Origin of the sequence: Pseudoalteromonas sp. NBT06-2 (assembly GCF_002276045.1) — a bacterium.
Taxonomy (GTDB): domain Bacteria; phylum Pseudomonadota; class Gammaproteobacteria; order Enterobacterales; family Alteromonadaceae; genus Pseudoalteromonas.
In genome coordinates this window covers 1-24,103 of the sequence record NZ_NQMR01000078.1, presented here as the reverse complement: position 1 = coordinate 24,103, position 24,103 = coordinate 1, and the positions used below count along the sequence as shown (strand labels likewise).

Below are 24,103 nucleotides of genomic sequence, written 5' to 3'. Positions count from 1 at the left end.
TATGTTAAAATCTCAATCTAAGCAACTCGGATTTACTTTGCTTGAAGTCATGGTTGCTTTAGGTATTTTAGGTTTTATTGTTGTTGCAAGTCACCAGATTTTAAATACAGCCATTCTTACCAATGAAACATCAGAGCAAACTATCGCTGAGTTAAATACGCTACAAACCACTTTTAGATTAATGGATCAAGACTTTAGTCAAATGGCGCAACGTATAGGTCGTAATGAGTCAGGTGAGCGTATTGAGCAATACTTAATTGCCGGGCACTATTTAATGAATAGCCAATATGATGGATTAGCTTTTGTACGTGATGGTTGGCGCAATCCTGCAAATTTATTACCGCGCAGTGAACTACAAGCAATAGGGTATCGTGTTGTAGACGACAAGCTTGAACGTATTTATAAAGTTTATATCGATAGTTTAGATGATGCACAGCCTCGAAAACATGTTTTGCTAGAAAACGTGGAAGAGTTTTTGGTTAAGTATCGTAATGACAGAGATAAGTGGCTAGACGCATGGAAAGTTAAATCACTACCAAGAGCAATAAAAATTGAATTGAAATTAAAAGATATCGAACCTATTACGCGTGTTTTTTTAGTGCCGGGCGCAGGAGTTGTTGATGACAAAAAATAACTCAGGTGCAGCATTGATTATCGTATTATTTGTAGTAGCACTTGCTGCTACATTAGCAGTTGAAATGAGTTCTCGGATGATGGTGCTCGTTAATAAAAATAGTATTTTACAAGAGCATCAACAAGCAAAATGGTATGGCTATGCGGCAGAAGCGCTAGCAAAACAGGCTTTAATTCAGACTAAAAAAGATGACAAAGAAATAGTTAATTTAAAACAGCCTTGGGCACAAGAAGAAGCAACCTTTCCAGTTGAAGGAGGTACGATAAGTGGCCAAATTTCAGACTTACAAGCTTGTTTAAACTTAAATGCATTTAGGGCAAAGCCTAATGCCAATTCAGCAGATAAACTACCTGAAATTCATGGTGTATTTTTGAGATTGTTAGACAAACTTGATGAAGTTGAGAGTCTTCCGCTAGAAAACTCACAAGAGGAGCTTGCTGATACTTTATTAGATTGGCTTGATAAAGATGATAACCGCCGCCCTGAAGGTGCGGAAGAAGATGAATATTTATCTCGTGAAATTCCTTACTTAACGGCTAATCATTTTTTAGCATCGATATCAGAATTACGCACAATCAAGGGCTTTAACCCATTAATAGTTGAAAGGTTATTACCCTATATATGTATCATTCCTGGCTCTGATTTATTCGAAATTAATGTAAATACTATTCTTCCTGAGCAAGCTCACTTATTAGCTGCTTTGTTAGCAACAGATACTGAGATTGCAGAGCAAATTTTAAGTGAAAGGGAACCAGAAGGGTGGAGTGATATTGATAAATTTATCAGTGATGCAAACGAAAAGTTACCTAAAAAATTAAAAAAAGATAATAAACAATTTGTTGTAAATAGCGAATATTTTCAACTGATAGCAAATACAACATTTGCTGAAAGTCGATTTAGAATGACAACGATGATGAAAATAAAAGATAACAAAGTCAGTATATTGGCACGTAAATTTGGAGGCGACGTAGATGAGTGAAACTCTAATAATACGTTTAGGTCACAATCAGGCAGATAAATTACATTGGTTAATTTATTCTGATACAGAACAAGAAATCATAGCCAGTGGCGAATTACAAAATGCTAACGAGTTAGTAAACTTAACAGATAAAGCGGTAAACCGTCAATTTGTAGCCTTATTACCTGCCGCAGATGTGCAATTAAAAAAAGTGACTTTGCCAGCAAAGTTTAGTCGAAAACTACAACAAGCTTTGCCTTATATCATTGAGGAAGAGTTAGCTTGTGACTTGGATGATATATTCATTGCGATAGATGAGCCGTATCAAAATACCAAAAATTCTGAGACTCAATACGGTATTAAGGTGGCAATCTTAAATAAAACTTGGTTTGAGACTTGGCTTAAGTGTTTGGCTGACTATCAACTTTCTCCACAAAAAATCATGCCGGATGCTTTATTATTGCCATATGAAATAGATAAAGCATCTGCAATTGCATTAGATAATAAATGGTTGGTGAAGACCACTGATTGGCAAATAGCTGAAGTGGAATCTGATTGGTTAAATACCTATATAAGTGCAACTAAAGTAGATACTTTAATGCACTTTACACCAAGTGCACAATTAAGTGGAATAAATGGTTTAACCTTAGAATCAAAAGAATCTCAATTTGATTTACCTTTAGTTATATTTGCCAAACAACTTAAGAATCACGCTTTTAATTTATTACAAGGTGACTATCAGGTTAAAAAACAAAGTAATATTGTTCGACCTGCTTGGCGTACGCCAGCGATTGCAGCATCAATTGCATTAGTTTTAACTTTGGGTTTAAAAGGGTTCCAAGTATATCAACTTGATCAGCAAGTCTCTGTTGCTAAGCAAAATGTAATAGATCAATATAAGTCAGCCTTTCCTCGTGCTAAGGTTCGCCCTCATCTCATTAAAAAACAGCTTAAGAATCGTTTAAAGCAACTGGAAGGTGGCAGTGGTGCTGGTTTCTTAGATCTTATGAATGATTTAGTGATTGTGTTTAAAGAAGTCGAGAACTTTGAACCTGATTCATTACGTTATGATAAAAAACGTAATGAAATTAGATTAAGGGCAAAAGCGAAAGACTTTCAGACATTTGGCAGAGTAAAATCTATCTTAGAAAATCAAGGTTTAGAAGTATCTCAAGGATCACTTAATAATGATGGTGATAATATTGTTGGTGAAGTTAAAGTCAGGCGCCAATCGTGAGCTAGGAGAATAGAGTATGAAAGCAATATTGGAATATTGGCAATCACTTAAAGAACAAGAACAAAAATTGTTAATGGTAGCTGGCGGTATTTTTGTTATTTTTGTGTTTGTGATGGGCGTTTGGCGACCTTTAAATAATGCGATAGATACTTTTACAAAAGAGTTAAATAAGCAGCAGGATTTAGTGATATGGATGCAATCTAGTATCGCTAAGATTAAACAAGCAAATCCTAAAGCAAGCATAAGTTCTGGTAGTTTAAGTCAAATAGTGAATAAAACACGTAATAAATATCAAATTGTGATTAGTAAAATGCAACCGAAAGATAATACACTTCGTTTAACAATTGAAAGTGTTGAGTTTAATAAGCTGGTTGATTGGTTGACATTATTGGTAGAAAAACATCAGTTCACTATTGAAAAGATAGATATGAGTAAAGATGATAATACGGGTTATGTGAAAGTGAGTCAGTTGATTTTAGAGAAATAATGACAATGAAAAATATAAAAAAAACAATTGGATTAACTTTGGTATTTTTACTTACTTTTATCTTTTTTGTTTTAAATTTAATGCCTGCAAATATAGCTGTTTCTTTTGCAAAACCTTATTTCCCTAAACAGCTTAACTTGGGCTCGGTATCAGGTTCACTTTGGCAAGGTTCAATTGCTCAATTACGCTTTAAAGATAGAAATCAAGAGCTTATTTTAAAGAAATTAAGCTGGACACTCAGTGCAAGCTCATTGTTAACTGCTGACTTAGTTGCAGATATTAAATTTGGTAATATTCGTCAAGAAGGCGAATATTCAGGTAAAGGTACCATCAAGTTTAGTTTACTATCAAAAGAGTTAGCTATCAGTAATGCGAATATCAAAGCGCCAGTGTCTTTATTAATGGCACAAGTAAACCTTCCTTTACCAATTAATGCTAAAGGGCGTGTCACTGTTAAAGTGAAAGAATATCAATTAGGAATGCCTTATTGTAAAATGCTAAATGCGGATATATCAATACAACAGTTACAAATTCAAGGGTTATCAGGTTGGTTTCCAATTGATGAAATCGCCGCAAAAGGTAAATGTAAGTCAGGTAATGTTACATTTGCAGTCAGTAAAGATAATGACTTAGGTTTGCAACTTGATATTGTATTAGCAGCAAAAAACAAATTAACAGTCGATGGTTTTATTAAGCCTAGTGTAAATATGCCAAAAGATGTGCATGATGCTGTTAAATTTTTAGGCCGACCTGATGTTCAAGGTCGTTATAAAGTTAGCCTGTAATGAAAGACGAAGAATATAGGGGTGATACTTGAAAGAACTTAACTTAACATCAACAGAATTAAATTTATTAGCTGATTGGTTAACTGGTGATGAAACTTCAAAAAAAACAATGAACTTACCTTGCGTTGAAGGATTTTTATTTGCACTTATTTGTGCACCTGCACCTGTTGAAGATGAAGTTTGGTTAAATGAAATATTAGCTGGAGATTTATCATCTCTTAGTGATGATAAGTTATTTGCTTTAATGACCCTTTATAATCATTTAAGTACTGATATATTCGAGACTGGGTATAAACTTCCAAAATCATTAATTGTTGTTGATGATGTAGCAGCTAATTTTATACATGGCAGTGCACTGCATAGTTGGAGTAAAGGTTTTGCTCGTGGTATCGGGTATGCTGGTGATTTACTTGATTGTGAAAATATTGATATAGAACTGAGATCTGCCTTTGCTATGGCGATTAGTTGTTTAAGCTATTTTTCTAATGAATCGAATGCTCAGCAGCAAGCGCAAGAGCAAAATATTCATTTGGAAGCTATGAGTCAACAAATGTTTGAAATGATGCCTGACTTTGCGACAGGTTTTGCTGAGATAGTTGAAGCAATGGCTGTGAGCAGTGGTTTGTTTAATGATGAAGGCTGGGATTAATTCCTAAGCTAATTTCAGGTAAATAAGCGGAGCTTTTCTGGCTTGTTTTTAGAGTACTAAATGTTGTAAAGCAATATGGCTAAAGTCCCTTTTACAGAGGGGCTTACTCTTATTTTTTAACTACTATGATCGATCACAATGCGCCATTCATCATTGATTTTTTTCCAATAAAGTGAATAATACCCTTTTGGATTATCAGTTTTTCGCTTTAAAGACCACTTTCCTAAAACAAAAGCGGTGTCACCATTGACATTAACTTCAAGTACATCAAATGTTAACTGCCCCATAGTTGCTTTATCCGGATATGTTGTAATATAGTTTTTCAAAGTGTTTTTCCAACCATATTTAATACCATTTTTACCAACAAACTTTAATTCTTCAGATTGCCAATAACCTTGCATATATTGCTTTAAGTTTCCTTGGTTCCATGCGTCTTGCTGCATTGCCATTACTTTTAAAATGTCATATTTACTTGTACTAGCATGTGCAAATTGGCATATAAATATAAAGCTGAATAAAATAAATTTTATCATAGTCGCTGTTTCATTTAATGATGTGAATAAAATATATGGCCAGATTAACTGTTTACATAAACGAAAGTAAACAGTTATTTTTTGATGAAAATTTTCACTTTAAAAGCGTATGCTAGTTAATAAAGTTGCTGATTTAATATCTCCGCTACCATCACCAAATTTAGTACCTAAACCAAAGCGAAGAGAAGCAATATCGCCAAACCAATATTCAGTTTTTATTTCTATATTGTTGTTATCAAAATCATCCATTTCAACACTTGAAGAAAGAGATAAACTCCATTGTTTATTGATATAATAGGCAGCTTGAGTTTGAATATATTCTTTTTTTCCTGAGTATTGCTTTAGCTCTAAGTCCCACCCTTGGCTATTCTCTATGCTAGTCCATCTAATATAAGGGCCTACAGTAAATTCGCTATCTGAAGGTGTATTGACTTGATTATTTTTTTCGTAATTGTAAAAACCACTGATTCCAACCTGTAGATTTTCAGATAATTTTTGTCCTAAAGTAATTGATGTTTCATAATACTTATCTTTTCCATGATAAACATCATCTTGAATGTATTTTATATAACCACTTAGGATTAAATTGTCTTCGGTAAATTTTTCTGCGTGGATGGCTAAATGATCAACATCGTCAATGCTAAACCCTGATACTGTAATAGAATCGATTTGATTTAAATAGGGGATTAGTTTGTGCGGGCCTTCTTTATTGATAAGATTATCAAAGTAATATCGATAACGCATACCAAAAAATCGGTCATCGAAATCTCTTATATCAGAAAATCCAATATCAAATTGATGATGAGTTGTATCCTGAGCTGTACAGCAAAAGCTTGTTAATAGCGATATTGAAACTAAATTTAATAGACGCATAGAGAATCCTTTTTTATTTAGCGTCATTTTAGGTATGTTTATTTTTCAAGTCATTAACTATAAAGTAAAAATATGTAGAAATGAAATTGTGTGTACTTTGTGTTTATGTTTGTTCAGTACGTAGATATACCCAAGCTACTTGGAAATGCATGATTTCAGCGGGAGTTTGAAAGGCAATAAGCATTCCTAAAATGATGTGCCTTGTGCTAACTCACCTGATAAATTCTGAAACAAGCATTATCAAGTGGCTTGGGTATATAGCCCAATTTCCTGGAATAGCAGTGCACACTCAGATTGAACTAAATCTTCAATATTCATAAATGCATGCTCCATATCTTTAAAATGTTTGTGTTGAACCGAAGTATTATTTTTCTTTAGTGTTTTAACATAGGCAAAACCCTCATCCTTAAGGGGATCGTAACCGGCAGTAAATATAAGCGTATCAGGCAAGTTTGAACTAATCGGACCGAATAAGGGCGATAGTAATACTCTATCTTCATTATTCTGAAAATAATGATCAAAATACCATGCGATTTTTTGACTTTCTAATAAATACCCTTGCCCATTTTCTGAAATCGAAGGTAAGCTCATGGTGTAATCTAAACTAGGATAAATTAATATCTGTTTATCTATTTTAACTTTTTTATTATTAATATTATTCATTGATAAAGTGGCGCAGATAGCTCCGCCAGCACTGTCACCTGCAATATAAAGTTGTGAACTGGAATTTAAACCTGAGAGTGCTTGAGTATATTTTTCTAATACAAGTTGTTGGCATTCTTTTCCTGTTTCAGGTAAGAAAAAACTGCCGATGAAGATATTACTACTGACAATTGTAATAAACATAAATGAAGGGTCATAATTACCATCATTTATATCAACAAGCCTACCAAAGATCCATAAAACGACGGTAGCTAATAAGTAACTAATTGACCAAAACAAACTAAAAACAACTGTAATACGTTGAGTTGTCATATTAAGTAATTCTTGAGGTAAAGTGATTAATGCGGTCATAGGTAAAAAGATAAAGAAGCCTAAAGTGATACTTGAAAATAGTTGAATGGCATCGTCACTTCCATATGTTAACCCTGTGATAAAAAAGATAATAGCTAAGCCAGACTAGCGAAGTACAGGTATTCGTAAACTGATTTTCTTACTGAAAATAATACCAAATCCGATGACCCATTTACTGTTAGAAATCTCTGCTTGAGGATAAAAAGTAAATAAACAAATATAAAAGGCTGGCAGACTCACCAGAATTTTTTTCTATATCTTTTTCTGAGAACCAGTTAAAATATGACTTGATATTATTTTTTTTACTTTGTTGTGGAATTAATAGTAAAAATTATTTTTTTCAGCAACACTTTCAAAGCCACTTTGCTTAGCAAAGGATTTATTTTTCTGTGCGCAACCATGTAATAAAATCACTAAGTTTTTACTATGGCTCAGAGGTAAATATGAATATATACCCAAACCACTTCAAGATGCAGGATTCAGTTGGAATTAGAAATGCTTTAGGCAAAGGCATTGATTGAAGAACATGGTTATTCCCTTTTCAAAATCAATTACGCTGCATAAAGTATTTATAAACCAACCTTACAGGGACTTCTGAGCAAATCATGCTCGTTGTTCCATCTTTTTTTAAGGGAGTAACCATTAATGCAAAGATGCGCCTAGATCATGCATTGCTCAGCAGTCCTGAACCTCACATCTTGAAGTGGCTTGGGTATACAAGTAAATATTATCAAAATCAGATGATTTTTTTTCATTTAAGGTCGAATCCTGATTAGTGTGGTTAATATACTATATCTTGTAGACTAGTACGTGTTTTATCTATGCTACTTTAGAGTAGGGAGCGTGTTTTTTTAAATAATCACATATAAAAAGCAACTTGATCATCTTTTACTCTTGTTTTCACTTGCTTCCTCAGTATAATGTCAATCCACTTTGCAGGGGCGTAGTTCCAATTGGTAGAACAGCGGTCTCCAAAACCGATGGTTGGGAGTTCGAGTCTCTCCGCCCCTGCCATTTATTAAACCAGTCTGAACTTAATAGCCGGTTTGTAATAGCACGTTATTAAGTTTAGATTTTAAGGAATTACCCTGCCAGCGTGCAGGGTTGTTGTGTCTGTTATTAAGGTAAATAATTATGAGCACTAAAGTGGAAACCCCGTCTAGTTCGATGGATCCGATTAAGTGGATTTTAACCTTTGCTCTGCTTGGCGGTGCTGTGGTTGGAAACTACATGTTTGAAGATCTATCTGTATTAATACGTGCGATTGGTGTAGTTTCAGCTGTCGCTGCTGCAATGGGGATTGCATCGCAAACTCAGAAAGGACAAGATTTTATTGTTTTTTCAAAAGAAGCTAAATTAGAAGTACGCAAAGTGGTGTGGCCTACACGCCAAGAAACAATTCATACAACAATCATCGTAATGATAGCAACAGTTGTAATGGCATTAATCCTTTGGGGTCTTGATGGTATTTTATTTAGAGTTGTTGGCTTTTTAACTGGCTTGGAGATCTGATCCTATGACGGATGAGAATAAAGAATTAAAATTTCGTTGGTATGTAGTTCAGGCATTTTCAGGCTATGAAAAGCGTGTAAAATTGACAATTGAAGAACATATTAAACAAGAAGGTTTAGAAGATCTTTTTGAAGAAGTGCTAGTACCTACGGAAGAAATTGTTGAGATGCGCGCAGGTCAAAAACGTCGCTCTGAACGTAAGTTTTTCCCTGGATACGTCTTAGTTAAGATGGCCATGACAGATGCTAGCTGGCATTTAGTTAAAGGCACTGAACGTGTTATGGGCTTTATTGGTGGTACAAAAGAACGTCCAGCACCAATTAGCCAAAGAGAAGCCGATAAGATTCTTAACCGTTTAGAAGAAAATGCAGATTCACCTAAGCAAGCGACTATGTTTGAACCTGGTGAAGTTGTACGTGTTATTGATGGTCCTTTTGCTGACTTCAACGGTGTTGTTGAAGAAGTAGATTATGATAAATGTCGCGTAAAAGTTTCTGTACTTATATTTGGTCGTTCAACCCCTGTAGAGCTTGAATTTAGCCAAGTAGAAACTGATAAATAATAAAACTTTCTTTTTATTATTTTAAAAGGCACAGTATTTAGCTGTGCTTTTTTGATCTTAAAGTACAACATCACTTCAGTCTCTATATTTAAGAACCTAGGTTTATTTTTATACTGATGTAAATAATATCAGTTTCTTAAAATTTTATTATTCGATATTATAAATTTGAATTTCATTTTGAAATAATCTAGTAGAAAAATCATATTAATTAAATATTGATCAAGGCCGCTGATTAAACTATAATCAGCGGCCTTTTGTTATTGGGCTAGTTATTTATTGACTGAATCAGTAACAAAAGCACGAATTGAAAAATTTTGTAAAACACGGGAAGCCGTTTGAGTACGCGTCCTCACGCGCACAAGGCTAAGACCCACAATCGAGGTATTTATAATGGCTAAGAAAGTTGAAGCTGTAATCAAGCTACAAGTTGCTGCTGGTATGGCTAACCCTAGTCCACCAGTTGGTCCTGCACTAGGTCAGCACGGTGTTAACATCATGGAATTCTGTAAAGGCTTTAATGCTCGCACAGAGTCTTTAGAAAAAGGCGCTCCAGTCCCAGTTATCATCTCTGTATATTCAGATCGTTCTTTCACGTTCGATATGAAAACTCCACCTGCCGCTTACTTACTTAAGAAAGCAGCTGGAATAAAATCTGGTTCAGGTCGTCCTAACACTGAAAAGTGTGGCACAGTAACACGTGCACAACTAGAAGAAATCGTTACTATCAAGCAAGCTGATTTAACAGCTGCTGATATGGACGCTGGTGTACGCACAATTGCAGGTTCTGCACGTGCAATGGGCTTGAACGTAGAGGGTTAATCAGATGGCTAAACTTACTAAACGTATGCGTAATATCCGCGAAAAAGTGGAAGTTACTAAAGAATATGATATCAATGAAGCTGTTACACTTTTAAAAGAATTAGCAACTGCTAAATTCGTAGAAAGTGTTGACGTTGCTGTTAACCTTGGTATCGATGCACGTAAATCTGATCAAAACGTTCGTGGCGCTTCTGTGTTACCACACGGCACTGGTCGTGATGTTCGTGTTGCTGTATTTACTCAAGGCGCAAACGCTGAAGCTGCTAAAGCAGCAGGCGCTGAGCTTGTAGGTATGGAAGATCTTGCTGAGCAAGTGAAAAAAGGCGAAATGAACTTTGACGTTGTTGTTGCTTCTCCAGATGCAATGCGCGTTGTTGGCCAACTTGGTCAAATCTTAGGTCCGCGCGGCCTTATGCCTAACCCTAAAACGGGTACTGTTACACCAAATGTTGCTGAAGCAGTTAAAAATGCAAAAGCGGGTCAGGTTCGTTACCGTAATGACAAGAATGGTATCATCCATACTACTATCGGTAAGGTTTCTTTTGAAGCTGCACAGCTTCAAGGTAACTTAGAAGCACTAATCATTGCACTTAAGAAGGCTAAGCCTGCTCAAGCTAAAGGTGTTTACTTGAAGAAAGTAACTATCTCTACGACTATGGGTGCTGGTGTAATTGTTGATCAAGGTACACTGAATACTGTAGTAGCTTAATTTTCTAAATTAACTATTACAGTATACTTGGCGCATAAATCAAGATATAATTTTGCGCCACATTTATTGAAAAAATGTTTTATTTAAAATAAAACTAAATTTTTCAATAAATAACAAATTCGGGTTGAAGTTTTGATTAGTAATAATTGAAATTTCCGTCCAAGACCGTAGGTGTTATTTATTATTCGTAATAAAAACTTAATTTCCTACGTAGATGGTGTAGAACCCCAGATAGATTTTTCCTAATCTTCTGGCTCTCGCCGTAAAAAGCACCTTAGCATCATTTTGTTGTTAAGGATGAGTAAATCGGAAAATTTAATTTAAGTTTTCCAAGAACCAGGAGTCACACCCATGGCCTTAAACTTTGAAGGCAAAAAAGCGATTGTTGCTGAAGTCAGCGAAGCCGCTAGTGGTGCTCTATCTGCAGTAATTGCAGATTCTCGTGGTGTACCTGTTGGCGCTATTACAGCCCTTCGTAAAGAAGCACGTGAAGCTGGTGTATGGATGAAAGTTGTTCGTAATACTCTAGCAAAACGTGCTATCGAAGGAACTGAATTTGAGTGTCTTAACGATTCTTTAGTTGGTCCAAGCTTAGTTGCTTTTTCTAGCGAGCACCCTGGTGCTGCAGCGCGTATCTTTTCAGATTTCGCGAAGAAAAATGATAACTTTGAGCTTAAATTGGCCGCTTTTGAAGGTAACGTTGTAGACGTTGCTATGTTGGCTACATTGCCTACATATGATGAAGCAGTTGCACGCTTAATGAGCGCTATGAAAGAAGCGTCTGCCGGTAAATTGTGTAAAACAATTGAAGCAGTACGTGTACAAAAAGAAGAGCAGTCTGCATAACTTTATAGAATTCTATAAGTTTAGATTGTTTTTATTGGTGTAAATATTTTTTAGAACATTATTTATTCTAAATAATTGTTCATATAATTAGGAAATTTGAAATGTCTGTATCTAAAGACCAAATCCTTGATGCTATTGCAGAAATGTCTGTAATGGATGTTGTTGCTCTTGTTGAAGCAATGGAAGAAAAATTCGGTGTAACTGCTGCTGCTGCAATGGTTGCTGGTCCAGCTGCTGAAGCTGCTGAAGAGAAAACTGAATTTGATGTTGTAATGACTTCATTTGGTGGTAACAAAGTTGCTGCTATCAAAGCTGTTCGTGCTGCTACAGGTCTTGGCCTTAAAGAAGCAAAAGGTCTTGTTGAATCAGCTCCAGTTGCAGTTAAAGAAGCTATTTCTAAAGAAGAAGCTGAAGCGCTTAAAACAGATCTTGAAGCAATCGGTGCAACAATTGAAGTTAAATAATCTGGCGTTTGCTAGGTTATCTGCCTAATTTATTAGGCATGGGCTGATGGTTTTTTAATCATCAGCCTTTTTGCGCTGTAGTGTTTTACACTGCAGCGCATTTTGCTCTCTGTGATTTATGCTGTTTATTACAGCAATAGAACATAGTATGCAAACACACAATATGTAGTAAAAAGATGGCATTAATAGCCAGTTAGTCTGTCCATTTATGGATGGTATATCAAGATTCAGCAAGCTGAGGAACCTCATGGATTACTCTTATTCTGAAAAGAAACGTATCCGTAAGGATTTTGGTAAACGACCACAGGTTATGCAAATACCTAAACTGCTAGCTATGCAGTTGGATTCGTTCGCAAAATTCTTAAAGCCAAACACCGAAGGCGAATATGGATTGGAAGCAGCCTTCCGTTCAGTATTCCCTATCAAAAACAACTCGGGTAGTGCTGAGCTTCAATACGTAAGTTACCGTATTGGTGAGCCAGTATTTGACGTTAAAGAATGTCAAATCCGTGGTGTTACTTTTTCTGCTCCACTACGCGTAAAATTACGTTTAGTTGTAATGGATAAAGAAAATCCAGGCACAGTTAAAGACATAAAAGAACAAGAAGTATACATGGGTGAAATTCCACTCATGACAGATACGGGTACCTTTGTAATCAATGGTACAGAGCGTGTTATTGTTTCTCAGCTGCATCGTAGTCCAGGTGTGTTCTTTGATAACGATCGTGGTAAATCACACTCTTCTGGTAAAGTTTTATATAATGCACGTGTCATTCCATACCGTGGTTCATGGTTAGACTTTGAATTTGATATCAAAGATAACCTTCACGTTAGAATTGACCGTCGTCGTAAATTACCGGCATCAATCATTTTACGTGCATTAGAATACTCTACAGAAGAAATTCTAGCGATGTTCTTCGAAACAACAACTTTCGAAGTTGCCAACGGTAAAGTGATGATGGAACTCGTTCCTTCACGCTTACGTGGTGAAATTGCTACTTTTGATATTAAAGATCAAGAGGGTGAAGTAATTGCTGAGTCGGGTCGTCGTGTTACTGCTCGTCATATCAGAACATTAGAGAAAAAAGCAGTGACACAACTTGAAGTACCACATGAGTACTTGATTGACCGTGTTATTGCTAAAAACTATGTAGATGAAGACACTGGAGAAGTGATTGCTGAAGCAAACGACGAGCTTACTCTAGAAATTATGGCTGAGTTAGTTAAAGCTGGCTTCACCAAAATTGATACGCTTTACATCAATGAAGTTGATAGTGGTGCGTACATGTCTGATACAGTACGTGTCGACTCTACAACTAATAAACTTGAAGCGTTAGTTGAAATCTATCGCATGATGCGTCCTGGCGAGCCACCAACTCGTGATGCTGCTGAAGCGTTATTTGAAAATTTATTCTTTAATGAAGACCGTTATGATCTATCTAAAGTAGGTCGTATGAAATTCAATAGCCGTGTTCTACGTGACTCAGATATTGGACCTGGTATATTAGCTAAAGAAGATATCGTTGACGTAATGAAGACATTGATCGACATTCGTAACGGTAAAGGCGAATCAGATGATATCGATCACTTAGGTAATCGTCGTATTCGTTCTGTTGGTGAAATGGCTGAAAACCAATTCCGAGTTGGTTTAGTACGTGTAGAACGTGCTGTAAGAGAGCGTTTAACATTAGGTGATCTTGATGCAATTATGCCGCAAGATTTAATCAATGCGAAGCCTATCTCTGCTGCGGTTAAAGAATTCTTTGGTTCATCACAACTATCTCAGTTTATGGATCAAAATAATCCGCTTTCAGAAGTAACACATAAGCGTCGTATTTCAGCATTAGGGCCGGGTGGTTTAACTCGTGAACGTGCTGGTTTTGAAGTACGTGATGTTCACGTAACTCACTACGGTCGTGTATGTCCCATCGAAACTCCTGAGGGACCGAATATCGGTCTAATTAACTCATTGTCGTGTTATGCACGTACTAATGATTACGGTTTCTTAGAAACTCCTTACCGTAAAGTTATCAATGGCGTTGTTACTGACGAAGTAAACTACTTATCAGCAATTGAAGAAGGTCAATTTGTAATCGCACAGGCGAGCGCAGAAATGACAGTTGATAAAGAGCTTGTTGATGGCATGATCCCATGTCGTTTTAAAGGTGAATCTACCTTTATGGGTAAAGATGACATTCAGTACATGGATGTATCTTCACAGCAGGTTATCTCAGTTGCAGCAGCACTTATCCCGTTCCTTGAACACGATGATGCAAACCGTGCATTAATGGGTTCAAACATGCAACGTCAAGCAGTGCCGACGTTAAAAGCGGATAAGCCGCTAGTTGGTACTGGTATTGAACGTACTATTGCGAAAGAGTCTGGCGTTACTGTTGTTGCAAAACGTGGTGGTGTTGTTGATTACGCTGATTCAGGTCGTATCGTAGTTAACGTAAATGAAGATGAGCGTATTCCTGGTGAAGCAGGCATCGACATTTACAACCTAACTAAATACACACGTTCTAATCAAAATACTTGTATTAATCAAAAACCAACTTGCATGGTTGGTGAACCGGTTACTACAGGTGACGTATTAGCTGATGGCCCTTCAACGGATTTAGGTGATTTAGCACTTGGTCAAAATCTACGTATCGCTTTCATGCCTTGGAATGGCTACAATTTTGAAGATTCAATTCTTCTTTCAGAAAAAGTTGTAGATGAAGATCGCTTAACGACGATTCATATTCAAGAGTTACAGTGTATCGCACGTGATACTAAGCTAGGTCCTGAAGAGATTACTGCCGATATCCCTAATGTAGGTGAATCAGCATTAAGCAAACTTGATGAATCAGGTATTGTTTATATCGGTGCTGAAGTTAAAGGTGGTGATATCTTAGTTGGTAAAGTAACCCCTAAAGGTGAAACCCAATTAACACCTGAAGAAAAGCTTTTACGAGCTATTTTCGGAGAGAAAGCATCTGACGTTAAAGATAGCTCTCTACGTGTATCTAACTCGATCTCAGGTACTATTATCGATGTTCAAGTCTTCACCCGTGATGGTGTTGAAAAAGATAAGCGTGCTTTAGAAATTGAAGATATGCAACTTCGTGAAGCGAAAAAAGATTTCAATGAAGAGTTTAAAATCCTTGAAGAAGGTGTTTTAAGTCGCACTCGTACATTATTAATTAATAATGATATCGATGCAGATAAAGTTGCAACTTTGAATGGTGAGCAATTACTTACTCAAAGTTTAGCTGATGAAACTGCACAGGCTGAGCTTGAGCAATTAGCTGAGCAATACGATGAACTTAAAGCTGATTATGATAAACGTTTTGAAATTAAACGTCGTAAAATTACTCAAGGCGATGATTTAGCACCAGGTGTTCTTAAGATTGTAAAAATCTACCTAGCTGTTAAACGTACTATCCAACCGGGTGATAAGATGGCTGGTCGTCACGGAAACAAAGGTGTTATCTCAACTATCGTTCCAGTTGAAGATATGCCATATGATGAAAATGGTCGTACCGTTGATATCGTACTGAATCCGCTTGGTGTACCGTCTCGTATGAACATCGGTCAGATCTTAGAAGTACATATGGGTCTAGCTGCACGTGGTATCGGTGAGCGTATCGAAGAGATGCTTAAAGAACAACGTGAAGTTCATGAACTTCGTAATTACATTAAGCAAGCATACGACTTAGGTGAATCTCGACAAAACGTTGATATTGCTAGCTTTACTGATGACGAAGTACGACGTCTTGCAGCTAACCTTAAAGGCGGTCTACCGATCGCTACTCCAGCATTTGATGGCGCGATTGAAAACGAAATCAAAGACATGCTTGAATTAGGTGGTTATCCAAGAAGTGGTCAGGTTACTTTATATGATGGTCGTACAGGTGATGCATTTGAGCGTCAAGTAACTGTAGGCTACATGTACATGCTTAAACTGAATCACTTAGTTGATGACAAAATGCATGCTCGTTCAACCGGTTCTTACAGCCTTGTAACTCAGCAACCACTAGGTGGTAAAGCTCAGTTCGGTGGTCAGCGTTTCGGTGAGATGGAAGTATGGGCATTAGAAGCATATGGTGCTGCTTATACCCTACAAGAAATGCTTACTGTTAAGTCTGATGATGTAAACGGCCGTACTAAGATGTATAAAAATCTCGTAGACGGAAACCACAAGATGGAACCTGGTATGCCGGAATCATTCAACGTATTGTTGAAAGAGATCCGCTCACTAGGTATCAATATCGAGTTGGAAGAAGAGTAAGCGAAGCTGCTAACTTTATTAATTGAAGTTAGCAACTCGCATGGCAAGCATAACTGGGTTGTTATTATAATTAACAACCCACACTATTAACTTCCGACAGGAGAGCTAAAGTGAAAGATCTACTTAAGTTTCTGAAGCAACAAAATAAGACCGAAGAATTTGATGCAATACGCATTGGTCTTGCTTCACCCGATATGGTTCGTTCATGGTCATTTGGTGAAGTAAAAAAACCAGAGACGATTAATTACCGTACTTTTAAGCCTGAGCGTGATGGCTTATTCTGTGCCCGTATATTTGGCCCAGTAAAAGATTATGAATGTTTATGTGGTAAATATAAACGTCTTAAGCACCGTGGTGTAATTTGTGAAAAATGTGGCGTTGAAGTTACATTAACTAAAGTTCGTCGTGATCGTATGGGTCATATCGAATTAGCAAGCCCAGTTGCACACATCTGGTTCCTTAAATCATTACCATCTCGTATTGGTTTAATGCTAGATATGACACTTCGTGATATCGAACGTGTACTTTATTTTGAATCTTTTGTTGTTACCGAGCCTGGTATGACAACATTAGAGCGTGGCCAACTTTTAGGTGAAGAAGAGTATCTCGATTCACTAGAAGAGCATGGCGACGAATTTGAAGCTAAAATGGGTGCTGAAGCAGTACTTGATTTACTTCGTGAATTAGACTTAGGCCAGTTAATCGCAGAAATGCGTGAAGAGTTACCAACAATTAACTCTGAAACTAAGCGTAAGAAAATCACAAAACGTCTTAAATTAATGGAATCTTTCCACCAATCAGGTAATAACCCTGAGTGGATGATCATGACAGTACTACCAATTCTGCCACCTGATCTTCGTCCATTAGTACCACTAGATGGTGGTCGTTTTGCGACTTCTGATCTAAATGACCTTTACCGTCGTGTTATTAACCGTAATAACCGTCTTAAACGTCTTCTTGAACTGGCTGCGCCAGATATTATTGTACGTAACGAAAAACGTATGTTACAAGAAGCGGTTGATGCATTATTAGATAATGGTCGTCGTGGTCGTGCAATTACGGGTTCTAACAAACGTCCTCTTAAATCTCTTGCCGATATGATCAAAGGTAAGCAAGGTCGTTTCCGTCAAAATCTACTTGGTAAGCGTGTGGATTATTCAGGCCGTTCAGTAATTACTGTAGGTCCAACTTTAAGACTACATCAATGTGGCCTACCTAAGAAAATGGCACTTGAGTTATTCAAGCCGTTTATCTACGGAAAGTTAGAACTTAAAGGCATGGCAACGACGATTAAAGCTGCAAAGAAGATGGTTGAGCGTGAAGTACCAGAAGTTTGGGATATCTTAGATGAAGTTATCCGTGAACATCCAGTACTGTTAAATCGTGCACCAACACTTCACAGATTAGGTATCCAAGCGTTTGAGCCGGTGCTAATTGAAGGTAAAGCGATTCAATTACACCCATTGGTTTGTGCGGCATACAATGCCGATTTCGATGGTGACCAAATGGCGGTACACGTACCGTTAACCATTGAAGCGCAGCTTGAAGCTCGTGCACTAATGATGTCAACTAATAATATTTTATCACCAGCAAATGGTGAGCCAATCATCGTTCCTTCACAGGATGTTGTATTAGGTCTTTATTATATGACTCGTGAATGTATCAACGCTCGTGGTGAAGGCGCTGTATTAAAAAGTGCTAAAGAAGCTGAAAAAGGCTACCGTGCCGGCGTATTTGACTTACACGCAATTGTAAAAGTACGTATGACACAAACTGTGATCGATGCTGATGGTAACAAAACTGAAGTTACTGAAATCATTGATACTACAGTCGGTCGTGCTGTTTTATCTCTTGTTATGCCTAAAGGTTTACCGTTTGAGTTAATCAACAAAGCCATGGGTAAAAAGCAAATTTCACAATTGCTTAATGAGTGTTACCGTTTACTAGGTCTTAAAGATACTGTTATCTTTGCTGACCAAATCATGTATACAGGTTTCCATTACGCAATGAAGTCAGGTGTTTCTATCGGTATTGACGATTTAGAAATTCCACCGACTAAACCAGAAATCATTGGTGCCGCTGAAGCAGAAGTAAGCGAAATCAATCAACAATTCCAATCAGGTCTTGTTACTGCTGGTGAAAAATACAATAAAGTTATCGATATCTGGTCTCGTGTAAATGAAAAGTTATCGCGTGCCATGATGGATAACTTATCAAAAGATGACGTAGTGACTGCTAAAGGTGATACTGTTCAACAGGATTCATTTAACTCAGTATTTATGATGGCCGATTCTGGTGCTCGTGGTAGTGCAGCTCAGATACGTCAGTTATCTGGTATGCGTGGCCTAATGGCACGTCCAGATGGATCAATCATCGAAACGCCAATCACAGCAAACTTCCGTGAAGGTTTGAACGTACTACAGTACTTCATATCAACGCATGGTGCACGTAAAGGTTTGGCCGATACGGCACTTAAAACAGCTAACTCGGGTTACTTAACACGTCGTCTAGTTGATGTTGCACAAGATTTGGTTATCAATGATAAAGATTGTGGCACATTAGATGGTCTAACAATGAAACCGCTAATTGAAGGTGGTGATGTTGTTGAGCCTTTACGCGAACGTGTATTAGGTCGTGTTGTTGCTGAAGATGTTATTAAGCCTGGTACAACAGATATTGTTTTAGTTGAACGTAATGTGATGCTAGACGAAAAACTGTGTGACATGTTAGAAGAAAACTCCGTTGATGAAGTACGTGTACGTTCGATCATCACTTGTGAAAATGATTTCGGTGTATGTGGTAAGTGTTACGGACGTGATTTAGCACGTGGTCACCTGATTAACCAAGGTGAATCTGTAGGTGTTATCGCTGCTCAGTCAATCGGTGAGCCAGGTACACAGCTTACGATGCGTACATTCCACATCGGTGGTGCGGCATCAAGAGCATCGGCTGAAAATTCTGTACAAGTTAAGAGCACAGGTACGATTAAATTACACAATGCTAAATCAGTAACAAATACTGATGGTAAGCTTGTAATTACATCTCGTTCAACTGAAATATGTGTTATTGATGACCACGGTCGTGAAAAAGAGCGTTATAAAGTACCTTATGGTGCAGTATTAGCAATTAAAGATGCAGATGCTATTGAAGCGAACGATGTTGTTGCAACTTGGGACCCTCATAGTCACCCTATTGTTGTTGAACGTATATCAAAAATTACATTTAGTGATATTGATGAGTCAAACACTGAAACACAAACAGACGAGTTAACTGGTTTAACACGTATGGTTGTGAAAGACCTTTCTAAGCTTAATGCTAAAGAACCTAAACTTATTGTTGAAAGTGAAGAAACTGGTTTACAAGAAATCCGTTTACCTGCATTTACAACAATTGAAGTAAGTGATGGTAAAACAGTTAATCCGGGCGATGTGATGGCACGTATCCCACAAGAAGGTTCAAAAACGCGTGATATTACGGGTGGTCTTCCGCGCGTAGCTGATTTATTCGAAGCGCGTAAACCAAAAGAACCTGCTATTTTAGCTGAAGTAACTGGTACTATTAGTTTCGGTAAAGAAACTAAAGGCAAAAAACGTCTCGTTATCACGCCGCCAGAAGGTGATCACTACGAAGAAATGATTCCTAAATGGCGTCAGCTTAACGTGTTTGAAGGTGAGTCTGTATCTAAAGGTGAAGTTATCGCCGATGGTCCTGAGTCTCCACATGACATTTTACGTCTTCGTGGCGTGACAGATGTTGCTAACTACATTGTTAACGAAGTGCAAGACGTATACCGTCTGCAAGGCGTAAAAATCAATGATAAGCACATTGAAACTATTATTCGTCAAATGATCCGTAAGTGTATTATCACTCACGGTGGTGACACTGAGTTCTTAAAAGGCGAACAAGTTGAAGTATCTCGAGTAAATATCTCGAATCGTGAACTTGAAGAGCAAGGTAAGATCCCAGCTCAGTTTGAAATCCAGTTAATGGGTATCACTAAAGCATCATTGGCAACAGAATCTTTCATATCTGCAGCATCGTTCCAGGAAACTACACGTGTTCTGACTGACGCAGCTGTAAATGGTAAGAGTGATGAGCTTCGCGGCTTGAAAGAGAACGTAATCGTGGGGCGTTTGATCCCAGCGGGTACAGGTTTCTCTTATCATCAAGAACGCATGGCACGTCGTAAAAAGCGTAACGAACCAGCTGTTGAAGAACAGACGGTTAGTGCAGAAGATGCTGCTCAAGCATTAACTGATGCACTTAACGCGACCTTAGGCGATTAGTTTTTGTAGTCTTTTAGTTAAATTTAAGACTAAATCAAAAAAAAAGGCGGTTTATACCGCCTTTTTTACGCTAATTGTTGACAGGTTAAACTTTGCTCATTAAAATTCCGCCACCCTTATGTTGAGGATTAAATTTTTAGAATATAAAAATTCTAGGATTTTAGAATAAACATCAGGCAGAATTTAAATTCTTTCAGCAGTCAATTAATCATTAGGAGCTATTTAATGGCAACTATCAACCAACTTGTACGTAAGCCACGTAGAAGTAAAGTTGTAAAAAGCAACTCTGCGGCGCTTAAAGCATGTCCGCAAAAACGTGGTGTTTGTACTCGTGTATATACTACTACTCCAAAGAAACCAAACTCTGCATTACGTAAAGTAGCGCGTGTTCGTTTAACGAACGGTTTCGAAGTAACATCATACATCGGTGGTGAAGGTCACAACTTGCAAGAGCATAGTGTAATCCTTATCCGTGGTGGTCGTGTTAAAGATCTACCGGGTGTGCGTTTTCACACAATACGCGGCGCATTAGATTGTGCTGGTGTAAGTGATCGTCGTCAAGGACGTTCAAAATACGGTGCTAAACGACCTAAGGGTTAATAGTCCTCCGTTAGTAAGGCCAAACACATAATTTAATTTTTTTGTTTTGGGTATGAGACTAACAAGTCCAACCTGAATAAACCGGAGATACAAAATGCCTAGAAGACGCGTAGTAGGTCAACGTAAAATTCTTCCAGATCCTAAGTTCGGATCAGAGCTTCTTGCTAAGTTCGTAAATGTTGTAATGCAAGATGGTAAAAAATCAACTGCTGAAAAAATCGTATACGGTGCGTTAGACGTGGCTGCTGAGAAATCAGGCAAAACGCATCTAGAAATCTTTGAACAAGCACTTGAAGCAATTCGCCCAACGGTAGAAGTTAAATCTCGCCGTGTTGGTGGTTCTACTTATCAAGTTCCTGTAGAAGTACGTCCAGTTCGTCGCAACGCATTAGGTATGCGTTGGTTAGTAGAAGCTGCACGTAAGCGTGGCGAAAAATCTATGGGCTTACGTTTAGCTCAAGAAATCGTTGACGCTGCTGATAATAAAGGCACTGCGGTTAAGAAACGTGAAGACGTTCACCGTATGGCTGAAGCGAATAAAGCATTCGCTCACTACCGTTGGTAGTCACTGCTTAAAATTGAAATGGTCTGACTTATTAGTCAGATCTTTCTTGTTTAAGTGGTTTAAAGTTTTAAGAGGAATAGTATGGCACGTACAACCCCAATCGAGCGTTACCGTAATATCGGTATCGTTGCACACGTAGATGCTGGTAAAACTACCACAACTGAACGTGTGCTTTTCTACACTGGTCTTTCACATAAGATTGGTGAAGTTCACGACGGTGCTGCAACGATGGACTGGATGGAGCAAGAGCAAGAGCGTGGTATCACGATCACTTCTGCTGCCACCACATGTTTTTGGAAAGGGATGGACTCACAGTTCCAAGACCATCGTATCAATATCATTGATACACCAGGACATGTTGACTTCACAATTGAAGTTGAGCGTTCGCTGCGTGTACTTGACGGTGCTGTAGTGGTTCTTTGTGCATCATCTGGTGTTCAGCCGCAAACTGAAACAGTTTGGCGACAAGCTAACAAATACGACGTTCCAAGAATGATCTTCGTAAATAAGATGGATCGCGTTGGTGCTGACTTCCTTATGGTTGTCGACCAAATAAAGAGCCGCCTAGGTGCTAATCCTGTTCCAATTCAACTTGCAATTGGCGCTGAAGAAGAATTCTCTGGCGTAATTGATTTAGTTAAAATGAAAGTCATTAATTGGTCTGAAGAAGATCAAGGTATGTCTTTTAGTTACGATGAGATACCTGCTGATTTATTAGAAGAAGCAGAAATGTATCGTGAACAATTGGTTGAAGCGGCTGCTGAAGCTACCGAAGAGTTGATGGATAAATACCTTGAAGAAGGTGAACTTACAGAAGCTGAAATTAAAAGCGCGATCCGTAAACGTACTTTAGCGAACGAAATCGTTCCTATGGCATGTGGTTCTGCTTTTAAGAATAAAGGTGTTCAAGCAGTATTAGATGCCGTTGTTGATTATTTACCATCGCCAACTGAAGTGAAACAAATTCAAGGTGTTCTTGAAGATGATTCTGCAGCTGAGCGTCCGGCAGATGACAACGCACCGTTTTCAGCGCTTGCATTTAAAATTGCAACCGACCCATTTGTTGGCACACTTACTTTCTTTAGAGTATATTCTGGCGTAGTAAAACAAGGTGACTTCGTTTACAACCCGATTAAGGGTAAAAAGGAGCGCTTTGGTCGTATCGTACAGATGCATGCTAATAGCCGTGAAGAAATCAAAGAAGTAAGAGCCGGTGATATCGCCGCTGCGATTGGTCTTAAAGAAGTCACTACAGGTGAAACTTTATGTGATTTGGATTCAGTTATTACGCTTGAGCGTATGGACTTCCCTGAACCAGTTATTTCAATTGCAGTTGAGCCTAGAACAGTTGCTGATCAAGATAAAATGGGGATCGCACTAGGTAAACTAGCTGCTGAAGACCCATCTTTCAAAGTCCATACGGATGATGAAACAGGTCAAACAATTATTTCAGGTATGGGTGAACTTCACCTCGATATTATCGTAGATCGCATGCAACGTGAATTTAGCGTTGAATGTAACGTGGGTAAACCTCAGGTTTCATACCGCGAATCGATTCGTAAAACTGTAGAAGTTGAAGGTAAATTTATACGTCAATCAGGCGGTAGAGGTCAATATGGTCATGTATGGCTGAGACTTGAACCGTTAGAAATAGACGTTAACGATGATGATGCGCCAAACTATGTATTCGTAAATGAAATTGTAGGTGGTGCTGTTCCTCGTGAATTTATACCGGCAGTAGATAAGGGGATTCAAGAACAAATGCAAAATGGTGTTCTTGCAGGTTTCCCTCTACTTGGTGTTAAAGCAACCTTGTTTGATGGCTCATTCCACGATGTTGACTCCAATGAAATGGCGTTCAAGATCGCAGGTTCTATGGGTTTCAAAAATGGTGCACTAGATGCAAATCCTGCATTACTTGAACCTATGATGAAAGTTGAAGTTGTTACTCCAGAAACCAATATGGGTGATGTAGTAGGTGACTTAAACCGCCGTCGTGGCTTGATTGAAGGTATGATTGATGCTCCAGGTGGATTAAGGCAGGTCAATGCACTTGTTCCACTGGCTGAGATGTTTGGTTATGCAACCGCCCTTCGATCTGCGACACAAGGTCGAGCTTCATACTCAATGGAGTTTTTGAAGTATGCTGAGGCATCAAAAAATGTCACAGAAACAATCATGGCAGCTCGTACTGCTAGATAATTTTTAGTTCGGTCCGATTCATAGCTCGCAAGGCTGGATTGGACTATTATATTCTTAATAGGAATTTTTAAGATGGCAAAAGAAAAGTTTGAACG

General features: G+C 37.9%; 21 protein-coding genes and 1 tRNA gene. 19 read left to right on the top strand and 3 right to left on the bottom strand.

Features of this window, described 5'->3' with window-relative positions; genetic code table 11:
- Position 1 precedes the first annotated feature (1 nt).
- The 6 genes from gspJ to CJF42_RS15415 are packed head-to-tail and all read left to right on the top strand — an operon-like array spanning position 2 to position 4,750.
- Positions 2-634, top strand: coding sequence for a type II secretion system minor pseudopilin GspJ (gspJ, locus tag CJF42_RS15440; protein WP_095367548.1), 633 nt, complete (start codon positions 2-4; stop codon positions 632-634).
- Positions 621-1,613, top strand: coding sequence for a type II secretion system minor pseudopilin GspK (gspK, locus tag CJF42_RS15435; RefSeq protein ID WP_095367547.1), 993 nt, complete (start codon positions 621-623; stop codon positions 1,611-1,613). Before gspJ ends, gspK begins: the two co-directional genes overlap by 14 nt.
- Complete coding sequence (gene gspL / locus CJF42_RS15430; protein ID WP_095367546.1) at positions 1,606-2,829, top strand: type II secretion system protein GspL; 1,224 nt, start codon at positions 1,606-1,608, stop codon at positions 2,827-2,829. The genes gspK and gspL overlap by 8 nt, the downstream gene beginning before the upstream one ends.
- 16 nt (positions 2,830-2,845) lie before the next feature.
- Positions 2,846-3,316 (top strand): type II secretion system protein M, encoded by a 471-nt coding sequence (locus tag CJF42_RS15425; protein ID WP_095367545.1) that lies wholly within the window; start codon positions 2,846-2,848, stop codon positions 3,314-3,316.
- 5 nt (positions 3,317-3,321) lie between these two features.
- Entirely contained in the window at positions 3,322-4,101 is a 780-nt protein-coding gene (locus CJF42_RS15420) for a type II secretion system protein N (protein WP_170940629.1), read from the top strand.
- Between the two features lie 28 nt (positions 4,102-4,129).
- The gene (locus CJF42_RS15415; RefSeq protein WP_095367543.1) at positions 4,130-4,750 is read left to right on the top strand and encodes a UPF0149 family protein; all 621 of its coding nucleotides are present in this window, start codon (positions 4,130-4,132) and stop codon (positions 4,748-4,750) included.
- Between the two features lie 116 nt (positions 4,751-4,866).
- Here CJF42_RS15415 and CJF42_RS15410 read toward each other — a convergent pair whose 3' ends face one another.
- The 3 genes from CJF42_RS15410 to CJF42_RS15400 all read right to left on the bottom strand — a co-directional run bounded on the left by CJF42_RS15410 (position 4,867) and on the right by CJF42_RS15400 (position 7,131).
- Positions 4,867-5,283 carry a YybH family protein gene (locus tag CJF42_RS15410; RefSeq protein WP_095367542.1) on the bottom strand — a complete coding sequence of 139 codons (417 nt, stop codon included), beginning with the start codon at positions 5,281-5,283 and terminating at the stop codon, positions 4,867-4,869.
- A 99-nt stretch (positions 5,284-5,382) separates the two neighbouring features.
- Positions 5,383-6,156, bottom strand: a complete 774-nt coding sequence (locus tag CJF42_RS15405; RefSeq protein WP_095367541.1) for a hypothetical protein — start codon at positions 6,154-6,156, stop codon at positions 5,383-5,385.
- Positions 6,157-6,396: 240 nt separating this feature from the next.
- On the bottom strand, positions 6,397-7,131 hold the full coding sequence (locus CJF42_RS15400; protein ID WP_141235571.1) for an alpha/beta hydrolase fold domain-containing protein: 735 nt from the start codon (positions 7,129-7,131) through the stop codon (positions 6,397-6,399).
- Between the two features lie 644 nt (positions 7,132-7,775).
- Here CJF42_RS15400 and CJF42_RS27555 point away from each other — a divergent pair.
- From CJF42_RS27555 to fusA, 13 genes are all read left to right on the top strand, one after another.
- Positions 7,776-7,946: a hypothetical protein gene (locus tag CJF42_RS27555; RefSeq protein ID WP_170940628.1), complete on the top strand. Its 171-nt coding sequence runs from the start codon at positions 7,776-7,778 to the stop codon at positions 7,944-7,946.
- A gap of 161 nt (positions 7,947-8,107) precedes the next feature.
- A tRNA-Trp gene (locus CJF42_RS15395) sits at positions 8,108-8,184 on the top strand.
- A 120-nt stretch (positions 8,185-8,304) separates the two neighbouring features.
- On the top strand, positions 8,305-8,682 hold the full coding sequence (secE, locus tag CJF42_RS15390) for a preprotein translocase subunit SecE (RefSeq protein WP_095367539.1): 378 nt from the start codon (positions 8,305-8,307) through the stop codon (positions 8,680-8,682).
- A gap of 4 nt (positions 8,683-8,686) precedes the next feature.
- A complete protein-coding gene (gene nusG / locus CJF42_RS15385; protein ID WP_095367538.1) occupies positions 8,687-9,244 on the top strand; it encodes a transcription termination/antitermination protein NusG in 558 nt (185 codons plus the stop codon).
- A 390-nt stretch (positions 9,245-9,634) separates the two neighbouring features.
- Positions 9,635-10,063, top strand: coding sequence for a 50S ribosomal protein L11 (rplK, locus tag CJF42_RS15380; RefSeq protein WP_042150064.1), 429 nt, complete (start codon positions 9,635-9,637; stop codon positions 10,061-10,063).
- Positions 10,064-10,067: 4 nt separating this feature from the next.
- A complete protein-coding gene (rplA, locus tag CJF42_RS15375; RefSeq protein ID WP_095367537.1) occupies positions 10,068-10,772 on the top strand; it encodes a 50S ribosomal protein L1 in 705 nt (234 codons plus the stop codon).
- 351 nt (positions 10,773-11,123) lie between these two features.
- Positions 11,124-11,618: a 50S ribosomal protein L10 gene (gene rplJ / locus CJF42_RS15370; RefSeq protein ID WP_095367536.1), complete on the top strand. Its 495-nt coding sequence runs from the start codon at positions 11,124-11,126 to the stop codon at positions 11,616-11,618.
- Between the two features lie 101 nt (positions 11,619-11,719).
- Positions 11,720-12,082, top strand: a complete 363-nt coding sequence (gene rplL / locus CJF42_RS15365) for a 50S ribosomal protein L7/L12 (protein WP_095367535.1) — start codon at positions 11,720-11,722, stop codon at positions 12,080-12,082.
- Positions 12,083-12,329: 247 nt separating this feature from the next.
- Positions 12,330-16,355, top strand: coding sequence for a DNA-directed RNA polymerase subunit beta (gene rpoB / locus CJF42_RS15360; RefSeq protein ID WP_095367534.1), 4,026 nt, complete (start codon positions 12,330-12,332; stop codon positions 16,353-16,355).
- 110 nt (positions 16,356-16,465) lie between these two features.
- Positions 16,466-20,641 carry a DNA-directed RNA polymerase subunit beta' gene (rpoC, locus tag CJF42_RS15355; protein ID WP_095367533.1) on the top strand — a complete coding sequence of 1,392 codons (4,176 nt, stop codon included), beginning with the start codon at positions 16,466-16,468 and terminating at the stop codon, positions 20,639-20,641.
- Positions 20,642-20,866: 225 nt separating this feature from the next.
- Positions 20,867-21,241 (top strand): 30S ribosomal protein S12, encoded by a 375-nt coding sequence (gene rpsL, locus CJF42_RS15350; RefSeq protein ID WP_095367532.1) that lies wholly within the window; start codon positions 20,867-20,869, stop codon positions 21,239-21,241.
- Between the two features lie 94 nt (positions 21,242-21,335).
- On the top strand, positions 21,336-21,806 hold the full coding sequence (gene rpsG, locus CJF42_RS15345) for a 30S ribosomal protein S7 (protein ID WP_095367531.1): 471 nt from the start codon (positions 21,336-21,338) through the stop codon (positions 21,804-21,806).
- Between the two features lie 81 nt (positions 21,807-21,887).
- A complete protein-coding gene (fusA, locus tag CJF42_RS15340; protein ID WP_095367530.1) occupies positions 21,888-24,008 on the top strand; it encodes an elongation factor G in 2,121 nt (706 codons plus the stop codon).
- The last annotated feature ends 95 nt before the right edge of the window (positions 24,009-24,103 follow it).